The organism is Pseudomonas sp. 29 (assembly GCF_002754355.1).
In the GTDB taxonomy this organism is placed as follows: domain Bacteria; phylum Pseudomonadota; class Gammaproteobacteria; order Pseudomonadales; family Pseudomonadaceae; genus Aquipseudomonas; species Aquipseudomonas neuropathica.
In genome coordinates this window covers 5748579-5770512 of sequence record NZ_PEEY01000001.1, presented here as the reverse complement: position 1 = coordinate 5770512, position 21934 = coordinate 5748579, and the positions used below count along the sequence as shown (strand labels likewise).

General features: G+C 59.3%; 25 protein-coding genes and 1 riboswitch. Of the genes, 13 read left to right on the top strand and 12 right to left on the bottom strand.

Annotated elements, in window-relative coordinates; genetic code table 11:
* Positions 1–18: 18 nt before the first annotated feature.
* From CLU80_RS26870 to CLU80_RS26855, 4 genes are read right to left on the bottom strand one after another with little or no spacing between them, the layout of a single operon-like run.
* Positions 19–327: a putative quinol monooxygenase gene (locus CLU80_RS26870; RefSeq protein ID WP_093433368.1), complete on the bottom strand. Its 309-nt coding sequence runs from the start codon at positions 325–327 to the stop codon at positions 19–21.
* Positions 328–354: 27 nt separating this feature from the next.
* Positions 355–1008, bottom strand: coding sequence for an oxygen-insensitive NAD(P)H nitroreductase (gene nfsB, locus CLU80_RS26865; RefSeq protein ID WP_099758926.1), 654 nt, complete (start codon positions 1006–1008; stop codon positions 355–357).
* A 54-nt stretch (positions 1009–1062) separates the two neighbouring features.
* The gene (locus tag CLU80_RS26860; protein WP_099758925.1) at positions 1063–2235 is read right to left on the bottom strand and encodes an L-dopachrome tautomerase-related protein; all 1173 of its coding nucleotides are present in this window, start codon (positions 2233–2235) and stop codon (positions 1063–1065) included.
* A 48-nt stretch (positions 2236–2283) separates the two neighbouring features.
* Positions 2284–3291, bottom strand: a complete 1008-nt coding sequence (locus CLU80_RS26855) for a zinc-binding alcohol dehydrogenase family protein (protein ID WP_099758924.1) — start codon at positions 3289–3291, stop codon at positions 2284–2286.
* A 110-nt stretch (positions 3292–3401) separates the two neighbouring features.
* Here CLU80_RS26855 and CLU80_RS26850 point away from each other — a divergent pair, with 110 nt between their 5' ends.
* The 9 genes from CLU80_RS26850 to CLU80_RS26810 all read left to right on the top strand — a co-directional run bounded on the left by CLU80_RS26850 (position 3402) and on the right by CLU80_RS26810 (position 12208).
* Complete coding sequence (locus CLU80_RS26850) at positions 3402–4295, top strand: LysR family transcriptional regulator (RefSeq protein ID WP_093433378.1); 894 nt, start codon at positions 3402–3404, stop codon at positions 4293–4295.
* A 47-nt stretch (positions 4296–4342) separates the two neighbouring features.
* A riboswitch (cobalamin riboswitch) is annotated at positions 4343–4548 on the top strand.
* A 92-nt stretch (positions 4549–4640) separates the two neighbouring features.
* Positions 4641–6578, top strand: coding sequence for a TonB-dependent receptor plug domain-containing protein (locus tag CLU80_RS26845; protein WP_099758923.1), 1938 nt, complete (start codon positions 4641–4643; stop codon positions 6576–6578).
* A complete protein-coding gene (locus tag CLU80_RS26840) occupies positions 6578–6937 on the top strand; it encodes a (2Fe-2S) ferredoxin domain-containing protein (protein ID WP_099758922.1) in 360 nt (119 codons plus the stop codon). Before CLU80_RS26845 ends, CLU80_RS26840 begins: the two co-directional genes overlap by 1 nt.
* On the top strand, positions 6934–7854 hold the full coding sequence (locus CLU80_RS26835; RefSeq protein WP_099758921.1) for an ABC transporter substrate-binding protein: 921 nt from the start codon (positions 6934–6936) through the stop codon (positions 7852–7854). The genes CLU80_RS26840 and CLU80_RS26835 overlap by 4 nt, the downstream gene beginning before the upstream one ends.
* Before the next feature lie 50 nt (positions 7855–7904).
* Positions 7905–8108, top strand: coding sequence for a PLD nuclease N-terminal domain-containing protein (locus CLU80_RS26830; protein ID WP_007916127.1), 204 nt, complete (start codon positions 7905–7907; stop codon positions 8106–8108).
* Positions 8109–8291: 183 nt separating this feature from the next.
* A complete protein-coding gene (locus CLU80_RS26825; RefSeq protein ID WP_099758920.1) occupies positions 8292–9353 on the top strand; it encodes an NAD(P)/FAD-dependent oxidoreductase in 1062 nt (353 codons plus the stop codon).
* A gap of 64 nt (positions 9354–9417) precedes the next feature.
* Positions 9418–9900, top strand: coding sequence for a GNAT family N-acetyltransferase (locus CLU80_RS26820; RefSeq protein ID WP_286079789.1), 483 nt, complete (start codon positions 9418–9420; stop codon positions 9898–9900).
* A 19-nt stretch (positions 9901–9919) separates the two neighbouring features.
* Positions 9920–10630, top strand: a complete 711-nt coding sequence (locus tag CLU80_RS26815) for a phytanoyl-CoA dioxygenase family protein (RefSeq protein ID WP_099758919.1) — start codon at positions 9920–9922, stop codon at positions 10628–10630.
* Between the two features lie 36 nt (positions 10631–10666).
* Entirely contained in the window at positions 10667–12208 is a 1542-nt protein-coding gene (locus CLU80_RS26810) for a methyltransferase regulatory domain-containing protein (RefSeq protein WP_093433392.1), read from the top strand.
* Between the two features lie 34 nt (positions 12209–12242).
* Here the strand turns inward: CLU80_RS26810 and CLU80_RS26805 are convergent, their stop codons facing one another.
* Positions 12243–12704 (bottom strand): anti-virulence regulator CigR family protein, encoded by a 462-nt coding sequence (locus CLU80_RS26805; RefSeq protein WP_186624220.1) that lies wholly within the window; start codon positions 12702–12704, stop codon positions 12243–12245.
* 158 nt (positions 12705–12862) lie between these two features.
* Here CLU80_RS26805 and CLU80_RS26800 point away from each other — a divergent pair, with 158 nt between their 5' ends.
* Together CLU80_RS26800 and CLU80_RS26795 are read left to right on the top strand one after the other, a co-directional pair.
* Positions 12863–13771, top strand: a complete 909-nt coding sequence (locus CLU80_RS26800; protein ID WP_093433401.1) for an alpha/beta fold hydrolase — start codon at positions 12863–12865, stop codon at positions 13769–13771.
* Between the two features lie 78 nt (positions 13772–13849).
* On the top strand, positions 13850–14008 hold the full coding sequence (locus CLU80_RS26795; RefSeq protein WP_093433404.1) for a DUF2986 domain-containing protein: 159 nt from the start codon (positions 13850–13852) through the stop codon (positions 14006–14008).
* A 713-nt stretch (positions 14009–14721) separates the two neighbouring features.
* Here CLU80_RS26795 and CLU80_RS26780 read toward each other — a convergent pair.
* The 7 genes from CLU80_RS26780 to CLU80_RS26750 form a co-directional block, all read right to left on the bottom strand.
* Positions 14722–15438 carry a class I SAM-dependent methyltransferase gene (locus tag CLU80_RS26780; protein WP_093433407.1) on the bottom strand — a complete coding sequence of 239 codons (717 nt, stop codon included), beginning with the start codon at positions 15436–15438 and terminating at the stop codon, positions 14722–14724.
* 117 nt (positions 15439–15555) lie between these two features.
* Entirely contained in the window at positions 15556–15990 is a 435-nt protein-coding gene (locus CLU80_RS26775; RefSeq protein WP_099758917.1) for an SRPBCC family protein, read from the bottom strand.
* A gap of 65 nt (positions 15991–16055) precedes the next feature.
* Positions 16056–16442: a nuclear transport factor 2 family protein gene (locus CLU80_RS26770; protein ID WP_095049886.1), complete on the bottom strand. Its 387-nt coding sequence runs from the start codon at positions 16440–16442 to the stop codon at positions 16056–16058.
* An 81-nt stretch (positions 16443–16523) separates the two neighbouring features.
* The gene (locus CLU80_RS26765) at positions 16524–17267 is read right to left on the bottom strand and encodes an SDR family oxidoreductase (RefSeq protein WP_099758916.1); all 744 of its coding nucleotides are present in this window, start codon (positions 17265–17267) and stop codon (positions 16524–16526) included.
* Positions 17268–17324: 57 nt separating this feature from the next.
* Positions 17325–18428 (bottom strand): alkene reductase, encoded by a 1104-nt coding sequence (locus CLU80_RS26760; protein ID WP_099758915.1) that lies wholly within the window; start codon positions 18426–18428, stop codon positions 17325–17327.
* A gap of 122 nt (positions 18429–18550) precedes the next feature.
* The gene (locus CLU80_RS26755) at positions 18551–19807 is read right to left on the bottom strand and encodes a cation:dicarboxylate symporter family transporter (RefSeq protein ID WP_099758914.1); all 1257 of its coding nucleotides are present in this window, start codon (positions 19805–19807) and stop codon (positions 18551–18553) included.
* A 112-nt stretch (positions 19808–19919) separates the two neighbouring features.
* Positions 19920–20345, bottom strand: a complete 426-nt coding sequence (locus CLU80_RS26750) for a VOC family protein (RefSeq protein WP_026000724.1) — start codon at positions 20343–20345, stop codon at positions 19920–19922.
* A gap of 157 nt (positions 20346–20502) precedes the next feature.
* Here CLU80_RS26750 and CLU80_RS26745 point away from each other — a divergent pair, with 157 nt between their 5' ends.
* On the top strand, positions 20503–21381 hold the full coding sequence (locus tag CLU80_RS26745; protein WP_099758913.1) for a LysR family transcriptional regulator: 879 nt from the start codon (positions 20503–20505) through the stop codon (positions 21379–21381).
* Positions 21382–21517: 136 nt separating this feature from the next.
* On the top strand, positions 21518–21790 hold the full coding sequence (locus tag CLU80_RS26740) for a hypothetical protein (protein WP_099758912.1): 273 nt from the start codon (positions 21518–21520) through the stop codon (positions 21788–21790).
* Positions 21791–21934 lie beyond the last annotated feature (144 nt).

The window sequence follows — 21934 nt, the reverse complement described above, 5'->3', positions numbered from 1 at the left end:
GTTGAATGGACGACTGGATCAGTTCGACACGTGCTCAAGAAATATCAGTTGCAGCGGCTCTTCCAGCAGATCATCCGCCGCGGCGGCAAAGCGCTTGAAGTAAGGCATGGCGAAATGCGCATCCAGTGCCGCCTGATCCATGAAGGCCTCGCGCATGTAGAACGTGCCGCGCTGGTCGCGCAGTTCAAACAACACATAGTCGAGATTGCCCGGCTCTGCGCGTGTCGGCTCAACCAGCGCCAGCAAGCCTTCTTTCAAGGCCTGTTCCTGGCCTGACCTGGCCTTGAGCACGGCAATCGAGATCAATGTTTCTGTGGACTGGCTCATCTTCAATACTCCTGGGACCGGCTGCATTCAGAGAAAGGTAAACAGCGACTGGGACGGCAAGCGGGACTTGGGCAGGCCTGCGTTGAAGTCTTCGCTGCTGTGATAACCCAGGCTCACCACGACCAGACTGGTGAAGCCCTGTTCGCGCAGGCCCAGTTCACTGTCGAGGACTTTGCTGTCGAAACCTTCCATCGGCGTCGCGTCGATACCCAGCGAGGCGGCACCCAGCAGCAATGTGCCCAGCGCGAGGTAGGTCTGCTTTTCCATCCAGTGCTGGAGGTCTTTCTGATCGAAGCGATGCAGATCGACAAAACCGCGCCGCCCACGCTCCTGCCCTGCTCGCGCCTCGGCATTGTGAAAGCGCCCGTCCATGGCTTCCTGAGCCAGCAACGCTTGCAGGTATTCCTCGGGCAGATGCGTGCGAGTGCAAAAGACGATGACGTGCGACGCGTTGAGTATTTTCGGCTGGTTGAAGCTGAACGGCCCCTGAGTACTGTGGGCGATTCGCGCACGGCTCTGATCACTCTCGGCAACCACGAAATGCCAAGGCTGGGAGTTGACCGACGACGGGCTGTTGCGCAGTTGTTCCAGCAGCAACTCCAGTGTGTGCCTGGGAATCTTGCGCTCGGCATCGAAAACTTTTGTGGTGAAACGGCGCTTGGCCAGAGAAACGAGATCCATGATTGAACTCCTGATCTGAAAAGTGAAAACGTAGAACTCAATGCCGCTTGGAAATCAGCGCGTCGGCGCCGGCGCTGCGTCGATCTTCAGACGCATCAGGCTGTAAGGTTTTTGCCGCTGATCCTGCCCGGAACGGAATGCCGCCTGGCGGTGCAACTGGTTGGCGATGAAATACAGATAGCCGTCGGGGCCAATCGACAATGTGTCTGGCCAGAGCACGCGCGGGTCGTGGACCAGCGTTTGCCATTGGCCGTCCGGCAGACGCTTGCGGATCGAGTTGTGCTCGTAATCGCCGGCATAGACGGCGCCGGCGGCGTCAGCCTCCAGACCATCGGACGCGCCCTTCTCCCCCAGATCCTGCACGGCGGCCGTCAGTTGCTGTTCACTGAAGTTGGCATCACGCAGCAACGCGGTGGACACCGAATACAGGTGCCGACTCGACAGCGGTGTGAAATACAGTGTCTTGCCGTCCGCCGACAGCGCGATGCCGTCCGAGGCCACGCCCAGCGGTTTGCGCTTGCCGTCCGGACCTTCAACGGTGAGTGGCAGGCCTTCAACCACCGGGACAAAGGTCGGGTCAACCGAGGTCGCCGGCACACCGCTCAAGCGGCGCATGGCACTGCCGCTGGCGATGTCCATGACGATGATCGCGCCCGGTCCGCGCAGGGACGAGTCAGTGAGATAGACCGTTCCCTCCGGGCCTGTGCGAAAGTCGAAACGCATGTCGTTGACGTAGGTGCTCGGCAACATGACGTTGTCCGGGAACACCAGGCGCTTGACGATCTTGTTGCTGACCAGATCCACCGCGATCAGCTTCGCGCCTTTGGGTTTTGGGTCTGCGAAACCCGGCGCGGCGGTATCGAGCAACCAGACACGACCCCGCCCGTCGGCCACCACGCTCTGTACGCTGATCAGACCATCACTGGGATCGTTGAGGTTTTCCTGATTGATCGCCGCGTTCGGGTAAGCCACGACTTTGCCGTCGCGGATCTCGCCCACGGTGAACGGCACGTTGTCGCCCCAACGCGGGAAGTTGACGAAGATGCGCCCGGTCTCGGTGACGGTCACGCCGGTGGGCATCGCGTCGTAGAACGCATGGACCTGTTCGAGCTTGCCGAAGGATCGGTCGGCGGGGGCATTGGCCGGCAACGGCACGGCGCTGATTGCATGGGCGAACGGCGCTGCCATGACCATGACCAATGCAGCAGAAAGCTTTTTCATACGCATGAGCTGCTCCTGACCGGCCCGCGTGCCGGCCCGTCTGAATGAGTGAAATCAGAAACCTTCGAGTACCAGTTTGCCTCGGGCCTTGCCGCTCTCGACCAAGGCATGGGCACGGCGCATGTTTGCCGCGTTGATCGCGCCAAAATGTTCACCGACGGTCGTTTTCAAAATGCCCTGGTCAATCAGATCGCTGACGCGATTGAGCAGGTGATGCTGCTCAATCATGTCCGGGGTTTCGTACAGCGAACGGGTGAACATCAGCTCCCAGTGCAGCGACAGCGACTTGCGCTTGAGCGGCATTACGTCGAGGCTTTCAGGATCGTCGATCACGCCCAGACGCCCTTGTGGTTGGAGCACTTCAATCAGCTGCGCAAAATGCTCCTCGGTATGGGTCAGGCTGGCGACATGGCTGACCTCGTCGATGCCCAGTGCCTGCAACTGTGCGAGCAGCGGCTGACTGTGATCGATGACGTGATGCGCGCCCAATTGCCGGACCCAGTCAGCCGTTTCCTGCCGTGAGGCGGTGCCGATGACGGTCAGCCGCGTCAACTGTCGGGCCAATTGCACCAGCATCGAACCGACGCCGCCCGCTGCCCCCGTGATCAACAGACACTTGCCCTGCCCTGAACCTTCGGTGACACCGAGACGGTCAAACAACAGCTCCCAGGCGGTGATCGAGGTCAACGGCAATGCCGCGGCATCCGCAGCACTTAACGAACGCGGTTTGTGCCCGACGATTCGCTCGTCCACCAGGTGAAATTCGCTATAACTGCCGGTGCGGGCAAGGGAGCCTGCGTAGAACACTTCGTCGCCAGGCTGAAACAGCGTCACTTCAGTCCCGACCTCGCGGACGATGCCGGCGGCATCCCAGCCGAGGATTTTCGGTTCTTTGGTGAAAGTGCCGGCGCGTACTTTGGTATCGACCGGATTGACCGACACCGCACGAACTTCTACGAGCAAATCCCGGGGGCCGGGAGTTGGCACCGGAAGGTCGATGTCCTGCAACGATTGCGGATCTTCAATGGGCAAAGCGTGTTGGGTGAAGGTGATGGCTTTCATGGAAACTCGCTGTCTGAAGAGCTGATGTGCTCGCTTGCCGCCATCTTCGACTTCCCAAGCACAAAGAAAAACCAGCAGAATGCGCCAACACTTTCACTGCAGGAGTGAAAATGATCCGCATCGATGATCTTGGTTTGTTCACCCGCAGCGCCGCGCTGGGCAGCTTCACAGCTGCCGCCCATGAGGCGGATTTATTGCCCGGTCAGGTTGCCGCGGCGATCAAGCGTCTGGAGCGTGAGCTGGACGTGCGCCTGTTTGCGCGCACCACCCGCAGCCTGCGATTAACCGCCGAGGGCGAGCAATACTTGCCCACTGCCCACTCGGTGCTGGAGGCGCTCAAGCAAGGCAAGGAAAACCTGCGCGGTGAAAACGCCACGTTGCGCGGCGTGTTGCAAGTGACGGCGCCGTCCGATCTGGGGCGCAACATTTTGCTGCCGTGGCTCACACTGTTTCGCCGCCAGCACCCGGAACTGACCTTGCGCTTTTCCCTGTCGGACCAGATGGCCGACTTGTTTCGTGACCCGGTAGACGTGGCGATTCGATACGGCTCGAATGAAGATGCCAACTACGTGGCGCTGCCGCTGGCACCGTGGAACCGGCGGGTGCTGGTCGCCGCACCGGAATACGTGGAGCGCCACGGATACCCGCAAACGCCGGATGATCTGCACAACCACGCTTGCCTGCTCTACCAGCAAGGCGGCCGGATCTACGACAAGTGGAGCCTGGGCAGTGAAACGATCCAGGTCTCGGGACCGATGTTCAGCGACGACGCCGACATCGTGCGCCGCTGGGCGTTGAGCGGCGAAGGCATCGCCAACAAATCCTGGCTGGACGTCAGTGCAGACGTGATCGCAGGGCGACTGGTCGTGCTACTGAAGGATTTTCCCGGCAATGCCTCACCGTTGAGTCTGGTGTGCCCGCATCGCAAGCAGATCACCCCGGCGGTGTCTCAGCTTTATGCGTGGTTGAGTGGCCAGTTTGTCGCTCTGGAACGCATCCAATAGCTCCCCCCCGTTGGTTGCCACATTGACGAGACGCTCCTCGAATGTTCAGATGCCGGCCAGTTTCAGGTGTCCCATGCCGCCGTGCATGGGGTGAAACGGGAAACCGGTACGTTCTTTTCGAACAAGTCCGGTGCTGCCCCCGCAACGGTATGCGCGTGATGTTTTCAATACACCACTGTGGCCAGACGGCCATGGGAAGGTGAAAACCTCGATACGCGCGAGCCCGGAGACCGGCCTGGAATTTCGTTTGGCAAAATCCTGCGGTGGGCGGGCATGGGCCGGTATTGGCTGTGCGCGATGCCTTCTCTTGCATGCTCTTCTGCGAAGATCCTTTTCGAGAAGACAATGATTCGACCTTTCAACACCTCGGCTCCAACGTTCTTGTTCGGCTGCCTGTTAAGCCCTGTGCTGCTGGCGGATGACACGCCACTGGAACTCCATCAGCAAATCGTTTCCGCACCGTCGGTGGAGTCCACCACCGTCGCCGACATGGCCAGATTCGGCAGCAAGGTCGAAATCGTCAGCCGCGAACAGATCGAACGCGCCGGCCCCAGCGCCGATGTCAGCCGCGTGATGCAGATGTTCATTCCAGGCTTGTATGTGGCGCCGAAAAACGGCCCTTTCGACTACGGCACCTATTCGCTGCTCGGCGGGCGCAACGACGACACGCTGATCCTGCTCGACGGCGTGCGCCTGAACAATCGCCTGTACGGCGGCCTCTATCTGGACACCCTGCCGGCCAACGCCATCGAACGCATCGAAGTGCTCAAGGGTGGGCAGAGCCTGTTGTTCGGCACCCAGGCCGTGTCCGGTGTGATCAACATCGTCACCCGCAGCCCGCAATCGCGCAAAGCCGCCGGCGAAGTGAATCTAGGCGTCGACAGCTTTGGCGGCACCACCGAAGACGCCCGCGTCGAGAATATCTTCACTAACGGCTTCGGCGACCTCGGTTTGTTGGCGTACGTCAGTCACAACGTCTCCGACGGTTACCAGCCCTATCGCAACCGCGACATGAAAAACGATTCCGGCAAGGATCGCGCTTACGAAGTCACCACGTTCGGCGGCAAGGCGATTCAGTCGTTCGACGATGATTCGCGGCTGGAGCTGTTTTACCAATACGCCGACGCCAACCTCGATTTCGCCCGCCCGGTCGACAACCACAAGACCACTAACGACCGCGTGCAGCAGATCGCCACAGCGACGTTCGAACAGGACATCAACGAGCGTCTGAGCTACTTCGTCAAAGGCCATATCAACGACTGGGACACCCGCTACACGCGTGTCAACAACGTCGCCGGCGGCGGCACCAAGGTCATCAACCACAATGACTATTGGGGCTTCACCGATTGGGGTGTGCAGGCCGAAGGCAAGGCTGAATTGCCCGGCGATCATGTACTGGTGTTTGGCACCGACAATCAATGGTTCAAGGGCCAGGATGATGTGTTGATCATCGATAACGACAAGGCCGAAGCCCACGCTTTCTACACGCAACTGCGCCCGCAGATCGACGCCCTGCCCGACTGGCACCCGAGCATCGGTGTGCGTCACGAAGCCATGAGCGGTGGCGATGGTGCCACCGTCGGCATGCTCACTTCGCTGTATGACCTCAATGACAATTGGTCGGTGCGCGGTCAGTACGGCAGCGCCTACAAACTGCCGAACGCCGAGCAGCTGTTCGTCAATGAACCGGGCGACGAGATCGGCAATCGCAACCTGAAGCCGGAAAAAAGCCGCAATGCGGAGCTGGGTGTCGACTACAAAGGCTTTCTGCTCGACCGCGAATTCAGCGCCAGCGTGACCCTGTTCAAACGCAAGATCGACGACTTGATCACCCTCGACGACATTCAATGGGTCAACGGTGAAGGCCAGGTGCGTATGCGCGGTTTCGAGGCCGACGCCAAACTCGCGCTCAACGATCAGTGGAGCCTGCAAGCGGACATGACCCGCAACCTCACCGAATCGCGCAGCGGTGTAACCCTCAACGATATCCCGAGCTTCTTCGCCCGCTCGCGGCTTGGCTATGAATCGGAAAACCGTCTGTGGGGCGCCGGCGGTGCGATCCGCTATATCCGCGACATCAAAAGCTCGAAGCAAGTCGAGTACGGTAACTATTCCGTGGTCGACGCCGACGCTTATCGCTACCTCGACAACGCTCATCAGCACCGCGTGAGCCTGCTGGTGGAAAACCTGTTCGACCGCGATTACGTCACCAGCCGTTCGAGCAACGTCGACAACCTCGGCCGGCCGTTCACCTCCGAAGTGCGCTACACGTACCGCTTCTGATGAGTGAAATCAAAACCGTCGACGGCGTCGACACGCACCCGGACTGGTCAAATGTGCCCGAGCATGCGCGCCATGTATTCCTCTGCACCGGCCCGCGTTGCACCCAGCGCGGCGCCTTGCAATTATGGAAAACCCTGCGCCGGCATTTGCTCGCGCACGATCGCATCGAGACGCCGGATGGCGTCTTGCTGACGCGTACGCACTGCCAGTTTCCGTGCAATCTGGGGCCGATTGTAACGGTGTATCCGGAGCGCTGCTGGTATGGCGTGCGCAGCCATGAAGATGTGCAGCGGCTGGTCGAGGGGCATCTGGTGGGCGGTGAAGTGGTTGCGGATTTGCTGATCAAGGCGCAGACATGAGATCGATTCTGTACGTACTTGGCGCCCTGCTCTGCTCAATGCCTGTACTCGCCGACAGTTACCGCAATTGCGGCGAAGAATGGAGCGCCGATCAATCTTCGCGCATCGTCGCGCTCAATCAGCATGCGGCCGATCTCGTCCTCGCACTGGGTGCCGGGCCAGCGCTGGTCGGCGTGGCGTATCTGGATGACACCGGTGCCGGTCAGCGCCAAGCCGAGTATTTCGGCGTACCGGTAATCGCGCGGCAGTACCCGGCCAGCGAAGTGCTTTACGCTGCGAAGCCGGATCTGGTGATCGGCGGTTTTGCCACGGCGTTCGGCGACGGGGTGACCTCGCGCTCGGGGCTTGCGCGCAATGGCGTGGGTTCGTATCTGCTGGAATCCGCCTGCAACGGGCACTCGCTGGATTATTTCGCGCATGTGCGCAATGACTTGCTGACCTTGGGCAAGCTGCTGCACCAGCAGCAAAAAGCCCAAGCATTGATCGACTCCATGGAAAAGGACATTGCCAGCGCCCGAGCCTTGGCCGGTGCAGGTAAACCGTTGTCCGTGTTCTATCTCGACAGCGAAGTCAAAGGTCTCGACAGCGAAGGTCGACGTGGCTTTGTCACCCAGCTGCTGGCCGCTGCCGGTGCACGCAATGTGTTTGCCGACATCAACCTCTATCGAGTGACCGTGAACAGCGAAACCCTGCTGGCCAGCGACCCCGACATAATCCTGCTAGCCGACGCCGACTGGTCGCCAGCCGCTCGCAAACGCTACCTGTTGACCCACGACCCGGTGCTCTCGCAACTGCGCGCGGTGCGCGAGAACCGCATCATCGAGATCCCTTTCACCCACCTGCTGCCAACCTACAACAGCGGCCGCGTCGCCTTGCATCTGGCCTGCCTGCTCAATGCCCTGAATAAAAATAAATGAACCCGTCGCACCGCACGCCACCTAACGAGCAGACCATCAGGAGGTAGCCAATGCAAATCGAAACCGTGTGGATCGTACTGGCGGCAGTTCTTCTGCTAATCGAACTCTGGGCCATCAATCGGGTGCGCAAGAGCGAGGGGAAAGCGAGCAATAAGGGTGTGTGGATTGTGCTGATCGTGTTTGTGCCGTTGTTCGGCTTGATTGCCTGGGCGCTGGCAGGGCCCAAGCATGTCAGTCAGCATTCGGCGTCGTAACCTGATCCTTGATCCATAGCGACTGAGCATCCGTCACGGACCGGCAGGCCTAATGCCCGCCGGAGATATGTTTGCTTAACCCGTTGCCAGCGTACGAGCCCGGCTTTTGGCCGGGCTTTTTTCTGGTTGCTCGCTGCGTCTCCCTGCTGCAGGATCAGCCGATCGACAACAGGGAATGTTGAAATGAACCAGGCAACACATCGACGAATTGTGGTGGTGGGTGCGGGCATCGTCGGCGCCTCGCTTGCGTATCACCTGTCTGGCAGAGGTGCGCAGGTCACGTTGATCGAGGCCGGCGAGATCGCGAGCGGCGTGACGGCAAGCTCTTTCGCCTGGATCACTGCCACGCACGCCGGCGCTGATCCGATTGCGCAGTTGCGCGGTATGGCCATAGATGCCTACCAGCGACTCGAAACCGAGCTGCCGGATTTGCAGATTCGCTGGACCGGAGCGCTGTCGTACAGCGAATCAGCAGAGTATCCGGCGTCGGCGACATTGTTATCGTCTGCCGAAGTGCTTGCCCGCGAGCCCAACCTGAAAAATCCCCCATCCTGCGCGTTATTTCTTGCTGAAGAAGGCGCACTCGACGCCGTGCAGGCCACCCACGCCTTGATTGCCGGCGCCCAGGCGCTGGGGGCGCAATTGCTCACGCAAACCCGAGTGACCGCTTTCAAAACCTGCAACGCAGATGTCACCGGCGTTGAAACCACAGCGGGCACGTTTGATGCTGACCTTGTTGTGCTTGCTGCGGGGACTGGCACCCGACAGTTAACACAGATGCTCAACGTCTCCCTGCCCATCGACGCCTCGCCCGCCATTTTCATCCGCTACCAGACCCAACCGGGCCTCGTTAAAGGCATCATTTCCAGCCCTGTCATGGAAATTCGGCAAGGCGCCGACGGCACGTTGCTGGCCGCTGAAGATTATCTGGGAGAGGCGCCGGGCAACTCGCCGACTGACATCGCCCGGCAAACCGCCGAAGCCATACAGAGTGAACTTCACGGTGTGGTTTCCATTGCGCCGCAAACCGTCGCCGTCGGGCTTCGGCCCATGCCCGCTGATGGCCTCCCCGTTGTCGGTTACTTGCCTGGGGTCGGTGGAGTTTACGTTTGCGCGATGCATCCCGGTGTGACGCTGGCGGCAATCGTCGGGCGCCTCGTCAGTGAAGAGCTGCTGGATCACCAGTCATCTGCTGCCCTTGCACCGTGCCGCCCAGAGCGTTTTTTCAGAATTGCGGCAAAGTGACAAACAACGCTGCTCTTACCCGCTGAGAACCTGCGGCAATATCTACAACAAAGAGATTTTTATCATGGAAGAAGTCATCACCTATCGCATTGCCACTGCTGACGATGCGCCGGTAATGAGCGAATTGGGCCAACTGCTCAACTCGGTACACCACGCCGTTCGCCCTGACATCTACGCCGCCGCCACCGAAGATTTTGCCCGCGATTTGCCGCACTGGGCCGGGGTATTCGAAAAGCCTGGCCAGATCGTCTTCATCGCCAGCGCCGGTGAACGGCCCGTGGCGTTCATTACGGCCATCCTGTCCGCCAGTTCCGGCCCGCTGATGCAGCCGCAGAATGTGGTGCGCATCGGCTCGGTGTGTGTCGCCGAGCCGTTCTGGGGCAAAGGCATTGGCCGCGCACTGATTCAACGGGTGAAAGACTGGGCTATCGAGCAAAATGCTCAGGACTTGCGCCTGACGGTATGGCCATTCAACGAGCGCGCGGTACGCATGTATGCCGAGTTCGGCTTCGAAACCCGTGCCCTGGAGATGGGCGTGCGTTTGTGAGGAGCGGACACGTCCGATCATGAATAACCGTGAACAGCTCCATCAACAAGGTTTCGCCCTGCTCCGTCACGCCATACCCGCCGAGTGGCTGGACGACCTGCGCCAGGCGTTCGATGCGGGTGTGCTGCCGTCAGATCGCTGGCCCGTCCCACGGGGTCAGGACTGGCGCCATTCGCTGCTGGATGAGCATGCGACCGTGCGCGCGATGTGCCGCTTGCCAACGGTGTTGGCCGTGGTCGGTGAGCTGATCGCCGAGCGCTTCTTCCTGTCCCAGGTTGAGGGTCGCGAACCGCTTGCGGGGGGCGGCCATCAGCAGCTGCATCGCGACTTGTCCGCGCAACGCCCCGGCGACTGTGCGGTGGCCCTGGCTTTTTTCGATGACTATGGTGCCGACAACGGCGCGACCCGCATCGTCCCCGGCAGCCATCGCCCGGCGCCGGGAGCGCCACCGGTAGACGTCAATGATGAGTCGGGGTCAGTCCAGCTCACGGGCCGTGCGGGCGATATTCTGGTGTTCGATGTCGACCTGCTGCATGCCGGCAGCCGAAACCTGCTGGGTGGCCGCCGGCGTTCGATACTGATCAACTATTGGGCCGAGCCGCTGTACGCGTCTCACCTTCAAACGGTGGCTCTGCGAAATATCCGCATGGACCCTATCGAATGGTTCGATCCTGCCGACAACATCCTGATGGACACCGAGGGGTTTAACGGCACAAGTTTCCCCGTATAAAAGCCACTTTCTATTACGATTCAAGAGGCTGCACCCATGAGCAACGCCTGGAACGAAGGTTATTTCACCGACGAAGGCTACACCTACAGCTATAGCCGGGAAATCAATCCGGTTTTCCAGCGTTACTGCCTGTTGTTGCGCGGCGTTGCCGGTCTGGACAATCCCGACGGTTATCACTGTGAACTCGGCTTTGGCCAGGGTGTGTCGATCAATATCCACGCCACGGCGAGCCCTGCCGGCTTCGTCGGGACCGACTTCCACCCCGGTCAGGCGGCCCATGCCATTGAGCTGGCAGAACTCAGCAACAACGGCGCAAAACTCTATGACGACAGCTTTGAGCAACTGCTGGCGCGCCATGATTTGCCGCAATTCGACAGCATCAGCCTGCACGGCATCTGGACCTGGGTCAGCCGTGACAACCAGAAACTGATTGTCGAATTCGCTCGGCGCCACCTCAAGCCGGGTGGTCATCTGTACGTCAGTTACAACGCATTCCCGGGCTGGTCGCCTGCGGCGCCGTTGCGCCAATTGTTCAGCCTGCACGACCGCTTCGCCAATCACTCGACGCGGGCGGATCAGCGCATCGACGCCGCGTTGCAGTTTTCCGAAGCGCTGCTGGCGGCCAACCCCAAGTACGCCATCGCCGCGCCAAGTCTGGGCGCCCGACTGCAGACCATCAAAGGTCAGGACCGCCAATACGTCGCCCACGAATATTTCAATCGCGACTGGAACTGCATGTATTTCGCCGACATGGTGGATGCGCTGGCCCCGGCCAAGCTCGATTACGTCACGACAGCGGTGCCGCTGGATTCGGTTGATGCACTCAATCTGAGTGCCGAAGCCCTGACCTTTCTCGACGGTATCGAGCACCCGGTGATGCGCGAGCAGGCACGTGACTACTTCGTCAATCAGTCTTTCCGTCGTGATCTGTACGTGCGGGGTGCCAACCGGCTCTGCGCCGCCGAGCGCCGGGCGCGCATGCTCAAAACACGCTTTGTCCTCATGCAACCAGCAGAAAACGTAGCGTCCAGCGTCACCGGCCCCGCTGGCGAAGCGTCTTTGCAAGCGGAAATCTACGGCCCGCTGCTCGATGCCCTCGCGGGCCAGACGTATGAAGCCAAAACGATGCAGCAGTTATTCGATGCGGTGTCGCCAATCGCCTATGACGATCTGGAACAGGCGCTCGCCATCCTGGTCGGCATGGGTGCGGTAGCCCCGTGCCAGAGCGAAGCCGCCGAGGCGCGGGTGTACGAACGCTGCGCGGCGTTCAACCTGCAACTGTGCAAGCGCGCGCTGTTCAACGCCGACATTCAGGTGTTGAGCAGCCCGGTCACCGGCGGTGGCGTCATGGTCAGCCGCTTCCAGCAACTGTTCCTGATTGCAATCCGCCAGGGCAAACAGCACCCGGCGGAGTGGGCGCAACTGGCGTGGAGCGTCATCGCCGAACAAAACGAAGTGTTGGTCAAGGACGGCAAAACGCTGACCACCGCCGAAGCCAACATCGCCGCACTGACCGAGCAAGCCCAGGCGTTTGCCGAACAATCGCTGATCGTGCTGAGCGCTTTGAAAATCGTCTGATCGGGGTAGGTGGTGCGCAGCGCGGCAGGAAATCTTAATCAAACGCCCCGTTGAGCACCTCGTAAATCAGGCCGGTGGCCAGCGCAACCAATATCAGATCCGTGCCCGCCTGCTGCCATTCGTAGCCATCGTAATGCGGCAGATGACCGGCCAAACGCCCATCGAGCTTTTTCGCGATACCGGGCGGCAATGGCTTGCCGCGTGCAAGATTCTTTTGAATGCCCGGTGGTAGCGCAGGCCCCGGACTCCAGTAGTCGCGGTAGCCACCAACAATCCCGAGCACATTGCCGCGATCGATATTTGGGCCATGACTCCAGTCACCACCCGAGTTGTTGCCCTTGTTGCCGTTACCTTTCTGGTTACCGTGGCCCTGCACATTCTGCGAATTACCTTTGCCATTGCCCTTGCCATTACCGGGATCAGCCAATGCCATCGCCGAGCTGAAAACCAGCGCAAGAGAGGAAATCGTTGCAATCAACGTGCGTGACTTGTTCATGCGGCGCGCCTTCATGGTGGGTTGCTCCTGTGTCATCGTGACAAGAGAAGGCGCTGGGGGCATTTATCGAGGCAGCATTTGCTTGCGGATGAAACTCCGCCGCCCCTGATCGATACGTCTACGCTCTCTCCATCGCCACCACGCCTGGAGACTTCGCCATGACCCGCCTGCTGCTGACTGGCTTCGCCCTGCTCGCCCTGAGTTTCCAGGTCCACGCCGACATCACCCCCTTCCCCGCCACCTTCCACACTCAGGACATCAAAGTCGAAGGCGCGACAATGCATGTGCGAGTTGGTGGCAAGGGTCCGGCCGTGGTGCTGTTGCATGGTTTCGGTGATACCGGCGACATGTGGGCGCCGCTGGCGGCGGATCTGGCCCGCGATCACACCGTGGTGGTGCCGGATCTGCGCGGCATGGGTTTGTCATCGATTCCGCAGGACGGCTACGACAAGAAGACCCAGGCCGGCGACATTCGTCAGGTGTTGAGCGCGCTGAAGATCGAGCACTCGGTGGTCATCGGGCATGACATCGGCACCATGGTCGCGTTCGCCTATGCCGCGCGCTATCCCGAGCTGACCGAGCGCCTGGTGGTGATGGATGCGCCCGTACCCGGCATCACACCGTGGAACGACATCGTTCGTTCGCCGATGCTCTGGCACTTCGACTTCGGCGGCGCGGACATGGAGCGTCTGGTTGCCGGGCGCGAACGCATCTACCTCGACCGTTTCTGGAACGAGTTCGCCGGCACCCCGGCCAAAATCGATGAAGGCACCCGCCAGCATTACGCCAAGCTCTACGCCCGCCCCGGCGCCATGCACGCCGCTTTTGCCCAGTTCCGCAGCATTCGTCAGGACGCCCTCGACAACGCCCCCGTTCTGCAGAAACACCTGGCCATGCCGGTGCTCGCCGTGGGCGGTGAAAAGTCCTTTGGCAACAACGAAGCGATCGTCATGCGCAATGCCGCGGACAACGTGACCGAAGTGGTGATTCCGGCAGCCGGACACTGGTTGATGGAAGAGGCGCCGGCACCGACCATCAAGGCAGTGCGCGACTTTATCGCAATGTGAAGAATGGGCATTGCCTTGGCCCGACGCTTACGTCAGGATTCGCCCCTTTTGCGCGCAAGAGCAGGCCGGACAGAAAACATGAATCGTCAAAAGAAACTGCAGCAGTTGTTCAAGGAAAAGGCCAAGAAGGCCAGCGCCAAACTGGCGCCGAAAAAGCCCAAGTACATCAGCAAGGCTGAGCGGGCGAAACTGGAGGCTGAGGCGGCGGTGGAATCAACCGATACCCGCGAGAGCTGATCTCTGCCCTGCAAGAACGGCGCAATATTCGCCAGCGCCCGCTCAATGTAGCGGTCTTTCTCCGCCACCGGCGCCACGCGTTTCGCTGACCGGGCCGGGTGGTCGTTTTTTTTCTGCCCGTTTTGCGCGTTTACCGACCAAATTTACGACACATTTATTTTTATGCTTGCGCCTATTTCGGAGCCAGACTCACGATGACAAATAGCTCGCCAAACTATGAAAAAAATCATATTAAACTGATGAGATTTCATATCACCCTGGCATTATTCTATTTCCTCATCTGCTCACTTTCTGCATGGCTATGCATGATTGATAAAAGCACCTCAATAGGCATACCTGTGTTTTGCGCAGCAGCCGTTTTCGTCCATTTACTGCTTGCCTATGGAAGCAGAAACCGACTTGAGTCTTCGAGAAAAGCATCAGAGTTCATAGGTGCGTTATTGATGTTTGGTTTTCCAATAGGCACGTTGTTGGGGTACTTCTTCTTGCAATGCACAATATGGCAGGATCCGGAACAAAAAAATTAATAGGCTTGTGAGAACGGACATGTGAGCGGTTCTCCTTTTCTGCGCCGATACTTTTACGACGCCGAGTTGAACCTCTCCGGTGCACCGGCCCTGTGCAAGTGCTATGGGCTGACCAGGGAACAATGGATCGAACGCCGACGGTGACGTTAATGGCATGTCTGAGCGCACCTTGCGAACCAGTCCGCATCAAGAAGGCGTTTTACACGCCAGCCAAGCCCCCCAGAACAAACTGCTGAAAAACCGCGTCGCCTCGCCAAACCCGGCCTCATGCAACAACGCCTGAACCGCCGCTTCGGAATGCGGCGGGTCAGCGCCTTGTAGAATCTTGCCCAGCTTGGCCTTCACCTCCTGCGCACTGACGCCCTGCTGCCGCCAACGCTGCCCCCACGCCTGGAGCATTAATGGCTGACTGGCATAGGCGTAATGGTTGCCGGCGACAATCAGCGGCGCGCCCGGTTTGAGCCGCGCCTGAATCGCTTGCAGGATCTGGCGCTTGGGCTCATCACCGTTCAGATGATGGAGCACGCCGATCAACGTTGCCGCATCAAATGAGGCAGCAGCCGGCAGATCTTCGACGTGGCCGAGATGCACCTGGGTTCGGTGCAGCAAGTCGTTGGCCTGCAGTTGCGCTGTCGCGGTTTCCAGCATCGGTACGGAAGGGTCGACTGCGGTGAAATGCCATTGCGGCTCCAGCGCCGCCATCGCAATGATTTCCTGCGCCGTGCCGCCAGCGCCGACCACCAGTATGTTGGCCGGACGCGAACCCAGGCTCGCCGCCAACATGCAGGCCGCCAGATCATGACAGGCGTCGTAGCCGGCCAGCGCGATGCGGCTTTGGCGGGCGTATTCGCTGGCGCGGGAGGTGTCGAATTTTTCTGCGGGGCTGGTCGAGGTTTGGCTCACGGCAATGCTCCTGGTTTTTCGAGCACGCTACGCCGAAGAGCGCGAGAGGGAAAATTCATTCGCTTCATGCCCCGCATTCCTTGCGGGAATGCGGGGCATGTGAACCTGGGTTTTGTATTACCGAGCAAGCAGCGCCTGCAGCCCACCATGGCCGTCGACGATCAGGCTGCGAATCAGTGCCTGATAGTGCTCGGCACTGGTCGGTTCTCGAAGATCGAAACTGGCCAGCCAACTGACCAGTGTTCTGTCCTGGCCTGACAAAGCAACCAGTTCCACGCTGGCCACGTAGTTGTCCAGCGGTAAGGGCGACTCTTCAAAACGGTAGGACAGCCTCAACGCCGAGTCATCAACCGACAACAAGCGCTCTCTGACAACGGCGCCATCGCTCAACGTGAGCGTGCGAATGCAGCCCACAATCTCGGGTCCTGCGCCTTCGATATGGCTGTCCACAATCGAAGGGTGCCAGTTCTTGATCTCGCCAAACTGCTTCACCACGTTCCAGACCTGTTGTGCAGCGCCTTCCACGACAGCGGAAAACTCAACCTTCGACATCTCGTATCCCCTTGTAATTGATCATCCGCCGATCCCGGCAGCGGACTACCGGGATCGACCGATACTCAGGCCTCGAACTGGTGATAAACCTTGGCGATGACCTTCCAGACGCCGCCAATTTTGATCAGGGTCAGGTAGTCGTTGTAGTCAGCACCGATCGCATCGGTTTCCATGTCCACGCGCACCACTGCGGTGGTCGGTGTGATCGCCAGCACGTCTAGACGCGTACTGATTTGCGGGGCAGCGCCGTTTTTCTCGACGAAATCAAACAGGTTCTTGATCGGGCCGCCGAGCAATTCGCCGTTGGTGAAACCGTACATCACCGCCTCTTTATGAAAGGCTTGAGCGACGCCTTGAGCATCACCGACCCGAAGACCTTCGACATATTGATTGGCGGTGGCGATGACAGCGGTGTATTCGGCGGTCGGTACAGCCTTGATGTTCTTCGACATGGTTGTTTCCTTTCGTTGGGGGTGAGTTACAAAGGCCACCGGAAGCCAAGGCTTGCACCCGGTGGCTGCAGCAGCCAACACTCACCAGTCCTGGCGCGTCGGCGAAATGATGAGGTCGTTGACGGTGACGTTTTCCGGCTGGTTGAGCGCATAGATCACCGCACGGGCAACATCGTCAGGCGCGATGGCGATGCGGTTGAGTTCCTGGGCGGCCTTGCGCCCTTGCGGATCACTGACCTTGTCCGCCCAACCGGTATTGATAACGCCGGGGCTGACCGTGTTGACGCGGATGCCATGCTGTACGCCCAGTTCCTTGCGCATGGACTCGGTCATGGCCTGCACAAAAAATTTGGTAGCGCTGTAAACACCCGCCGCCGGCCCGACCTGATGGCCGGCCACCGAGTCCATATTGAGGATCTGCCCGGACCGCTGCTCCAGCATCACAGGCAGCACTGCCGCAGTAGCGTTGAGATAACCCTTGATGTTCACGTCGATCATCTTTTCCCAATCCTCCACGGCCAGATCGACCCAATTGGAGAACAGCATCAGCCCGGCGTTATTCACCAGAATGTCGACACCGCCATAGGCGTCCTGCGCGAACCTGGCGAGTGCTCTGGTTTGCTCAAGCCGGGTCACATCAACGGTAAAAGCGACCACGTCATGGCCGGCCTCACGCAACTCGGCGACGAACGCCTGCAGGCCCTTTTCGTCCAGCGCAGCGACAACCACACGAACCCCTTGTGCCGCCAGCGCACGCGTCGTGGCCGCGCCGATACCGGAAGATGCACCGGTGACGATGGCGACTTTGTTGTGTAGATAATTCATGTTTCGTTCCTCTTTGCAGTGAATGCGATTGCGCCCGGTCGGTGTCAGGGTTGCCATTCAGGCGTTAGCGGTTGGCCAATCGATGTAGCCTTTCGCGCCACCGCCGTAGTAACTCTCACGCGGGGCAATGGTCAGTTCGAGACCCTGGCGCAGACGCTCGACCAGGTCGGGGTTGGCAATAAACAAACGCCCAAACGCCACCGCATCGATATGGCCCTGCGCCCGACGCTCAAGCGCCATCGCCAGGTCATAGTTGTTGTTGCCAATGAACGCGCCGTCGAACTGCGCACTCAGCGCGTCAAGATCCACGCCCGCAGGAACGCTGCGAGAAGTGGCCGTGGCGCCTTCGACGAAATGCAGGTAGGCCAGATTGAATCGATTGAGTTGCTGGATCAGGTAGCCGTAAGTCGCCATGACGTTGCTGTCGGGCGGCGTATTGCCGGCATCGGGCGTTACCGGAGACAGCCGGATACCGACACGGTCGCTGCCCCAGATGGACGCCACCGCTTCCGTCACTTGCAGCGTCAGCCGGGTACGGTTCTCGATGGAGCCGCCATAGAGGTCCGTGCGCTGATTGGTCGAATCACGCAGAAACTGGTCGAGCAGATAACTGTTGGCCGAATGCACTTCGACGCCATCGAAGCCGGCTCGCTTGGCATTCTCGGCGGCGAGTTTGTACTGCTCGATGATTCCGGGAATTTCCGCGATCTCAAGCGCGCGAGGCATCGATACCTCGACAAAACCTTTCTCGGTATACGTGCTGCCCTCAGCCTTGATGGCCGAGGGTGCGACCGGCGCTTCGCCATTGGGCTGCAACTCAACACTGGAAAAACGCCCCACGTGCCACAGCTGGCAGACGATTTTTCCGCCGGCCGCGTGCACCGCATCGGTGACTTTCTTCCACCCGGCGACCTGCGCTTGCGACCAGATGCCCGGCGTCATCGCATAGCCACGTCCCTGAGCGGAAATGTTCGTCGCCTCGGCGATGATCAAACCTGCACTCGCACGCTGAGCGTAGTAAGTCGCATGCATTTCATTCGGTACGCCGTCGTCGGCCATCCGGCTGCGCGTCACGGGGGCCATGACAATTCGATTGGCCAATTGCAGCGCGCCCATCTGCATGGGCGAAAAAAGGTCGGTATCAACAGCGTTATCAATCATAAGCACTCCTATTCAATAGACCGGTCGTCTAGTAAAGCAACCCAAAAAAAACGCCCCTGCGCCAGCGGGCGTGCACTCGTTATCGGTGCGGTTTTAAACGTGAGGGTCCGACGCTTGAAGGCTCACACTTCGGCAGCGGGATGAACACCTGACGGTTCAAGCGCTGCCCTTTCCCACTTGGCAATCACCAGCGGTGCGATGGCATTGCCCAATACGTTCAGCGTGGTCGTACCGCTGTCGATGATCCTGAAAATACCCGCGATCAATGCCACGCCTTCCAGGGGCAGACCGGCCGAAGCCAACGTAGCGGAGAGGATGATGATGGCAAACCCGGGCACCCCCGCCGCGCCTTTGGACGTCAGGACCATCGTCACCACTAGCAGGATCTGCTGCGACAGCGACAGGTCGATGCCATAGAGCTGCGCGACGAAGATCGTCGCGACGCCGAGGAAGATCGAAGCGCCATCCAGATTGAATGCATAACCCACCGGCACCACGAAACTGACGATCCGCCGCGGTACACCGTAGCGCTCCAAACGGCTCATCAACTGCGGCATGACGGCGGCGGATGCGGCACTTGAGAACGCCAGAATCAATTCACTGCGGAAGTAGCGAATCAATTTGAAAATGTTCTCCCCAATCAAGTAGCAAATGCCGCCGAGTATCACCAGAGCGAACACAATCAGCGCCAGATAAACCACCCCGATCAACTTGAGCAATGGCAACAGCGAGGCAAAACCAAAGGTCGCGACCGTGGCGCCAATCATGCCGAAGACACCAACCGGCGCGTAGGCCATGACAATAGAGACCACTTTGAACATCGCATCGGAAATGCTCTGAACCACCGCGATGGCTGGCGCACTTTTTTCTCTTGGCAGCGCATTCAAAGCGAGGCCGAACAGCACGGCGAAGAACAGTACCGAGAGCAATTTCGCTTCCGACATCGCCACCAGAACATTGTCCGGCACGATGTTCTGCACGATCACCAGCGCGCCTTTCGAGGGCTCCATGTTGATCGATGCCGTGCCATGCGAAAGGCCGGAAATATCGGTGCCGCTACCCGGTTCAAAGAGGTTTGCGAAACACAAGCCGATGACAATGGCCAGCGCGGTAATAGCAAAGAAATAACCCAGCGACTTGATGCCCATGCGGCCAAACGACTTGTTATCGCCACCGCCAGCGATGCCCAGAATCATGCAACAGAAGACAATCGGTACAACCACCATCTTCATCATCTTGATAAAGATGTCACCGAGGGGCTTGAGGATCTCTGTACTGACCCACGTTTGATATTGCGGATGGGTATTGAAATACCAACCGACGAGCACGCCAAGCAACAGCCCGGCAACGATTTGCCACACCAGGGGAATACGTTTCATGTCTAGCCTTTTTGTTGGAAGGAAAGGTCTGCGTCAGCGGCAGTTGCTAGAGTCATGAGCTTCCAGCTCACTAGGGACCAAATGGCACAACCGGGTTGTGCCATGACGGTTGTCACTTGGCGAAGAGCTGGCTCATATCCTTGAACGCCTTGAACTCCAGGGCGTTACCGCAAGGATCAAAGAGGAACATGGTGGCCTGCTCACCCACCTGCCCTTGAAAGCGGATGTAAGGTTCGATCACAAACTCGGTGCCAAAGGACTTCAGACGTTCGGCCAATGCTTCCCACTGTTGCCATCCCAAAATGATGCCGAAGTGCGGAACAGGGACGTCGTGACCGTCGACCGGGTTGCTGTGAACGCTTTCCTGCGACGCGGTTTTCGGGTGTTCATGAATCACCAGTTGGTGGCCATAAAAGTCGAAATCGACCCACTGAGTACTGGAGCGCCCTTCTTCAAGACCAAAGACTTCACCGTAAAAGGTGCGCGCTGCAGCCAGATCGTAAACGGGGATAGCGAGGTGAAAAGGCGAGAGGCTCATCAGAAACTCCAATCATGTTTTTGTTGGTTGGTGAACATTCCTGCCGTCATCGGCGCCTTGGGTTCAGCCGCTGCCGGGGGATGGGAAACATCCTAGGGTGGAAAACCAAACATAAAAATCAATATATATTTCTTAGAAACACAATTAATATTTGTGAATGATCAAAGAACTGAAGACACTCATCGCCGTAGCACGCGAAGGTACTTTCGCTGCAGCCGGCAACAGGATCGGACTCACGCAGGCTGCCGTCAGCGCCCAGATCCAGCGCCTGGAAGCCGAACTCGGCTTCGAGCTTTTCGACCGAAAGGGGCGCTCGGCACACCTCAACAGAATGGGCCACCAGATACTGCTGCAAGCGCAAGAACTGCTCAGGCTCTACGACAGCCTCGGCTCGACAACGGTGGGGCTGCCGCCCAGCGTGCTGGTCAACATCGGCGCCATTGCGTCGGTGCAGCGCTCTTATCTACCCGATGCACTCGCGAAGTTTCACCAGCACTGCCCGCAGTGCAGATCCCGGATCGTTCCGGGGTTGTCGATGGAACTGGTCAACCTGGTGGATGCTGGCGAGATCGACATGGCCGTGATCATCCGACCACCCTTCTCACTGCAAAGTGATCTGCGCTGGACCACGCTGGCGCTGGAGCCTTACCGGTTGATCGTGCCACGCGATGTGCCGGGCGATGACTGGACCCAATTGCTTTCCAGCCAGCCATTCATTCGATACGACCGCTCCTCTTTCGGAGGCAGGCAGGTCGACCGCTTTTTACGGCAGATGCATTTCACCCTGCACGAGGTCTGCGAGCTGGATGAACTGGAGGCAATTATCAAACTGGTCGAAAACGGTGTCGGCGTGGCGCTGGTGCCGCAGACGGCGCCCGACTTTGCCTGGCCTGCCGGCGTCCGGGTGCTCGACCTCGGTCAGCACACGTTCCACCGCGATATCGGGCTGGTGCACCGATCGCGCCAGACCTTCACCGAACCTGTACGGATGCTGGCCGAGCTGATCAGTGCGCAGGTCAAGATCGGCTATGACTGAGTGCAGGGTTGCGCCTTCACAAAGCACAGCCATTAACCGTATCAATAACAACCATTGATTCAATGAAGTTCTCTTATCAAATGCGCGGCGTAACATCGGCTCCAGACCCCACCACTACATCACGGAGCACACACTCATGAAACGCCAAGCCCTTCTCAGCGTCGCTTTCTCATTGTTCGCCCTGAATGCTGTTGCCGCTCCCGCGACTCAAACCGATCCGCTGTTCAGCGACGCAGTAGCCGCCGCCACCCAGACTGATCCGCTGTTCAGCGATGCCGTTGCCGCCGCCACCGAAACCGACCCGCTGTTCAGCGATGCCGTTGCCGCCGCCACCGAAACCGACCCGCTGTTCGGCGATGCCGTTGCCGAAGGAGATTCCGACCGTTTGCTCGAACGCCGCGCCGTCTGAATGCAGCGTTTTACTGCCGTCACCGAATAAAGGCCCGACCTCACCCGTCGGGCTTTTTGCGCCTGCAAGTTCTGCTCACCTACCCTGCTCTGCCGGAAACTTTTCCTCGCCAATCGCCTCGATCACCTAACCTCATAGACTGTG

Excerpts from the sequence above, each read along its gene's own strand:
- CLU80_RS26760 (WP_099758915.1), bottom strand. The coding sequence starts at position 18,428 with ATGATTGATAACGCTGTTGATACCGACCTTTTTTCGCCCATGCAGATG.
- CLU80_RS26755 (WP_099758914.1), bottom strand. The coding sequence starts at position 19,807 with ATGAAACGTATTCCCCTGGTGTGGCAAATCGTTGCCGGGCTGTTGCTT.
- CLU80_RS26775 (WP_099758917.1), bottom strand. The coding sequence starts at position 15,990 with ATGTCGAAGGTTGAGTTTTCCGCTGTCGTGGAAGGCGCTGCACAACAG.
- CLU80_RS26825 (WP_099758920.1), top strand. The coding sequence starts at position 8,292 with ATGAACCAGGCAACACATCGACGAATTGTGGTGGTGGGTGCGGGCATC.
- CLU80_RS26820 (WP_286079789.1), top strand. The coding sequence starts at position 9,418 with ATGGAAGAAGTCATCACCTATCGCATTGCCACTGCTGACGATGCGCCG.
- CLU80_RS26845 (WP_099758923.1), top strand. The coding sequence starts at position 4,641 with ATGATTCGACCTTTCAACACCTCGGCTCCAACGTTCTTGTTCGGCTGC.
- CLU80_RS26815 (WP_099758919.1), top strand. The coding sequence starts at position 9,920 with ATGAATAACCGTGAACAGCTCCATCAACAAGGTTTCGCCCTGCTCCGT.
- CLU80_RS26870 (WP_093433368.1), bottom strand. The coding sequence starts at position 327 with ATGAGCCAGTCCACAGAAACATTGATCTCGATTGCCGTGCTCAAGGCC.
- CLU80_RS26750 (WP_026000724.1), bottom strand. The coding sequence starts at position 20,345 with ATGAGCCTCTCGCCTTTTCACCTCGCTATCCCCGTTTACGATCTGGCT.
- CLU80_RS26770 (WP_095049886.1), bottom strand. The coding sequence starts at position 16,442 with ATGTCGAAGAACATCAAGGCTGTACCGACCGCCGAATACACCGCTGTC.
- CLU80_RS26795 (WP_093433404.1), top strand. The coding sequence starts at position 13,850 with ATGAATCGTCAAAAGAAACTGCAGCAGTTGTTCAAGGAAAAGGCCAAG.
- CLU80_RS26830 (WP_007916127.1), top strand. The coding sequence starts at position 7,905 with ATGCAAATCGAAACCGTGTGGATCGTACTGGCGGCAGTTCTTCTGCTA.
- CLU80_RS26840 (WP_099758922.1), top strand. The coding sequence starts at position 6,578 with ATGAGTGAAATCAAAACCGTCGACGGCGTCGACACGCACCCGGACTGG.
- CLU80_RS26855 (WP_099758924.1), bottom strand. The coding sequence starts at position 3,291 with ATGAAAGCCATCACCTTCACCCAACACGCTTTGCCCATTGAAGATCCG.
- CLU80_RS26740 (WP_099758912.1), top strand. The coding sequence starts at position 21,518 with ATGAAACGCCAAGCCCTTCTCAGCGTCGCTTTCTCATTGTTCGCCCTG.
- CLU80_RS26765 (WP_099758916.1), bottom strand. The coding sequence starts at position 17,267 with ATGAATTATCTACACAACAAAGTCGCCATCGTCACCGGTGCATCTTCC.
- CLU80_RS26810 (WP_093433392.1), top strand. The coding sequence starts at position 10,667 with ATGAGCAACGCCTGGAACGAAGGTTATTTCACCGACGAAGGCTACACC.
- nfsB (WP_099758926.1), bottom strand. The coding sequence starts at position 1,008 with ATGGATCTCGTTTCTCTGGCCAAGCGCCGTTTCACCACAAAAGTTTTC.
- CLU80_RS26800 (WP_093433401.1), top strand. The coding sequence starts at position 12,863 with ATGACCCGCCTGCTGCTGACTGGCTTCGCCCTGCTCGCCCTGAGTTTC.
- CLU80_RS26850 (WP_093433378.1), top strand. The coding sequence starts at position 3,402 with ATGATCCGCATCGATGATCTTGGTTTGTTCACCCGCAGCGCCGCGCTG.
- CLU80_RS26835 (WP_099758921.1), top strand. The coding sequence starts at position 6,934 with ATGAGATCGATTCTGTACGTACTTGGCGCCCTGCTCTGCTCAATGCCT.
- CLU80_RS26745 (WP_099758913.1), top strand. The coding sequence starts at position 20,503 with ATGATCAAAGAACTGAAGACACTCATCGCCGTAGCACGCGAAGGTACT.
- CLU80_RS26805 (WP_186624220.1), bottom strand. The coding sequence starts at position 12,704 with ATGAACAAGTCACGCACGTTGATTGCAACGATTTCCTCTCTTGCGCTG.
- CLU80_RS26860 (WP_099758925.1), bottom strand. The coding sequence starts at position 2,235 with ATGCGTATGAAAAAGCTTTCTGCTGCATTGGTCATGGTCATGGCAGCG.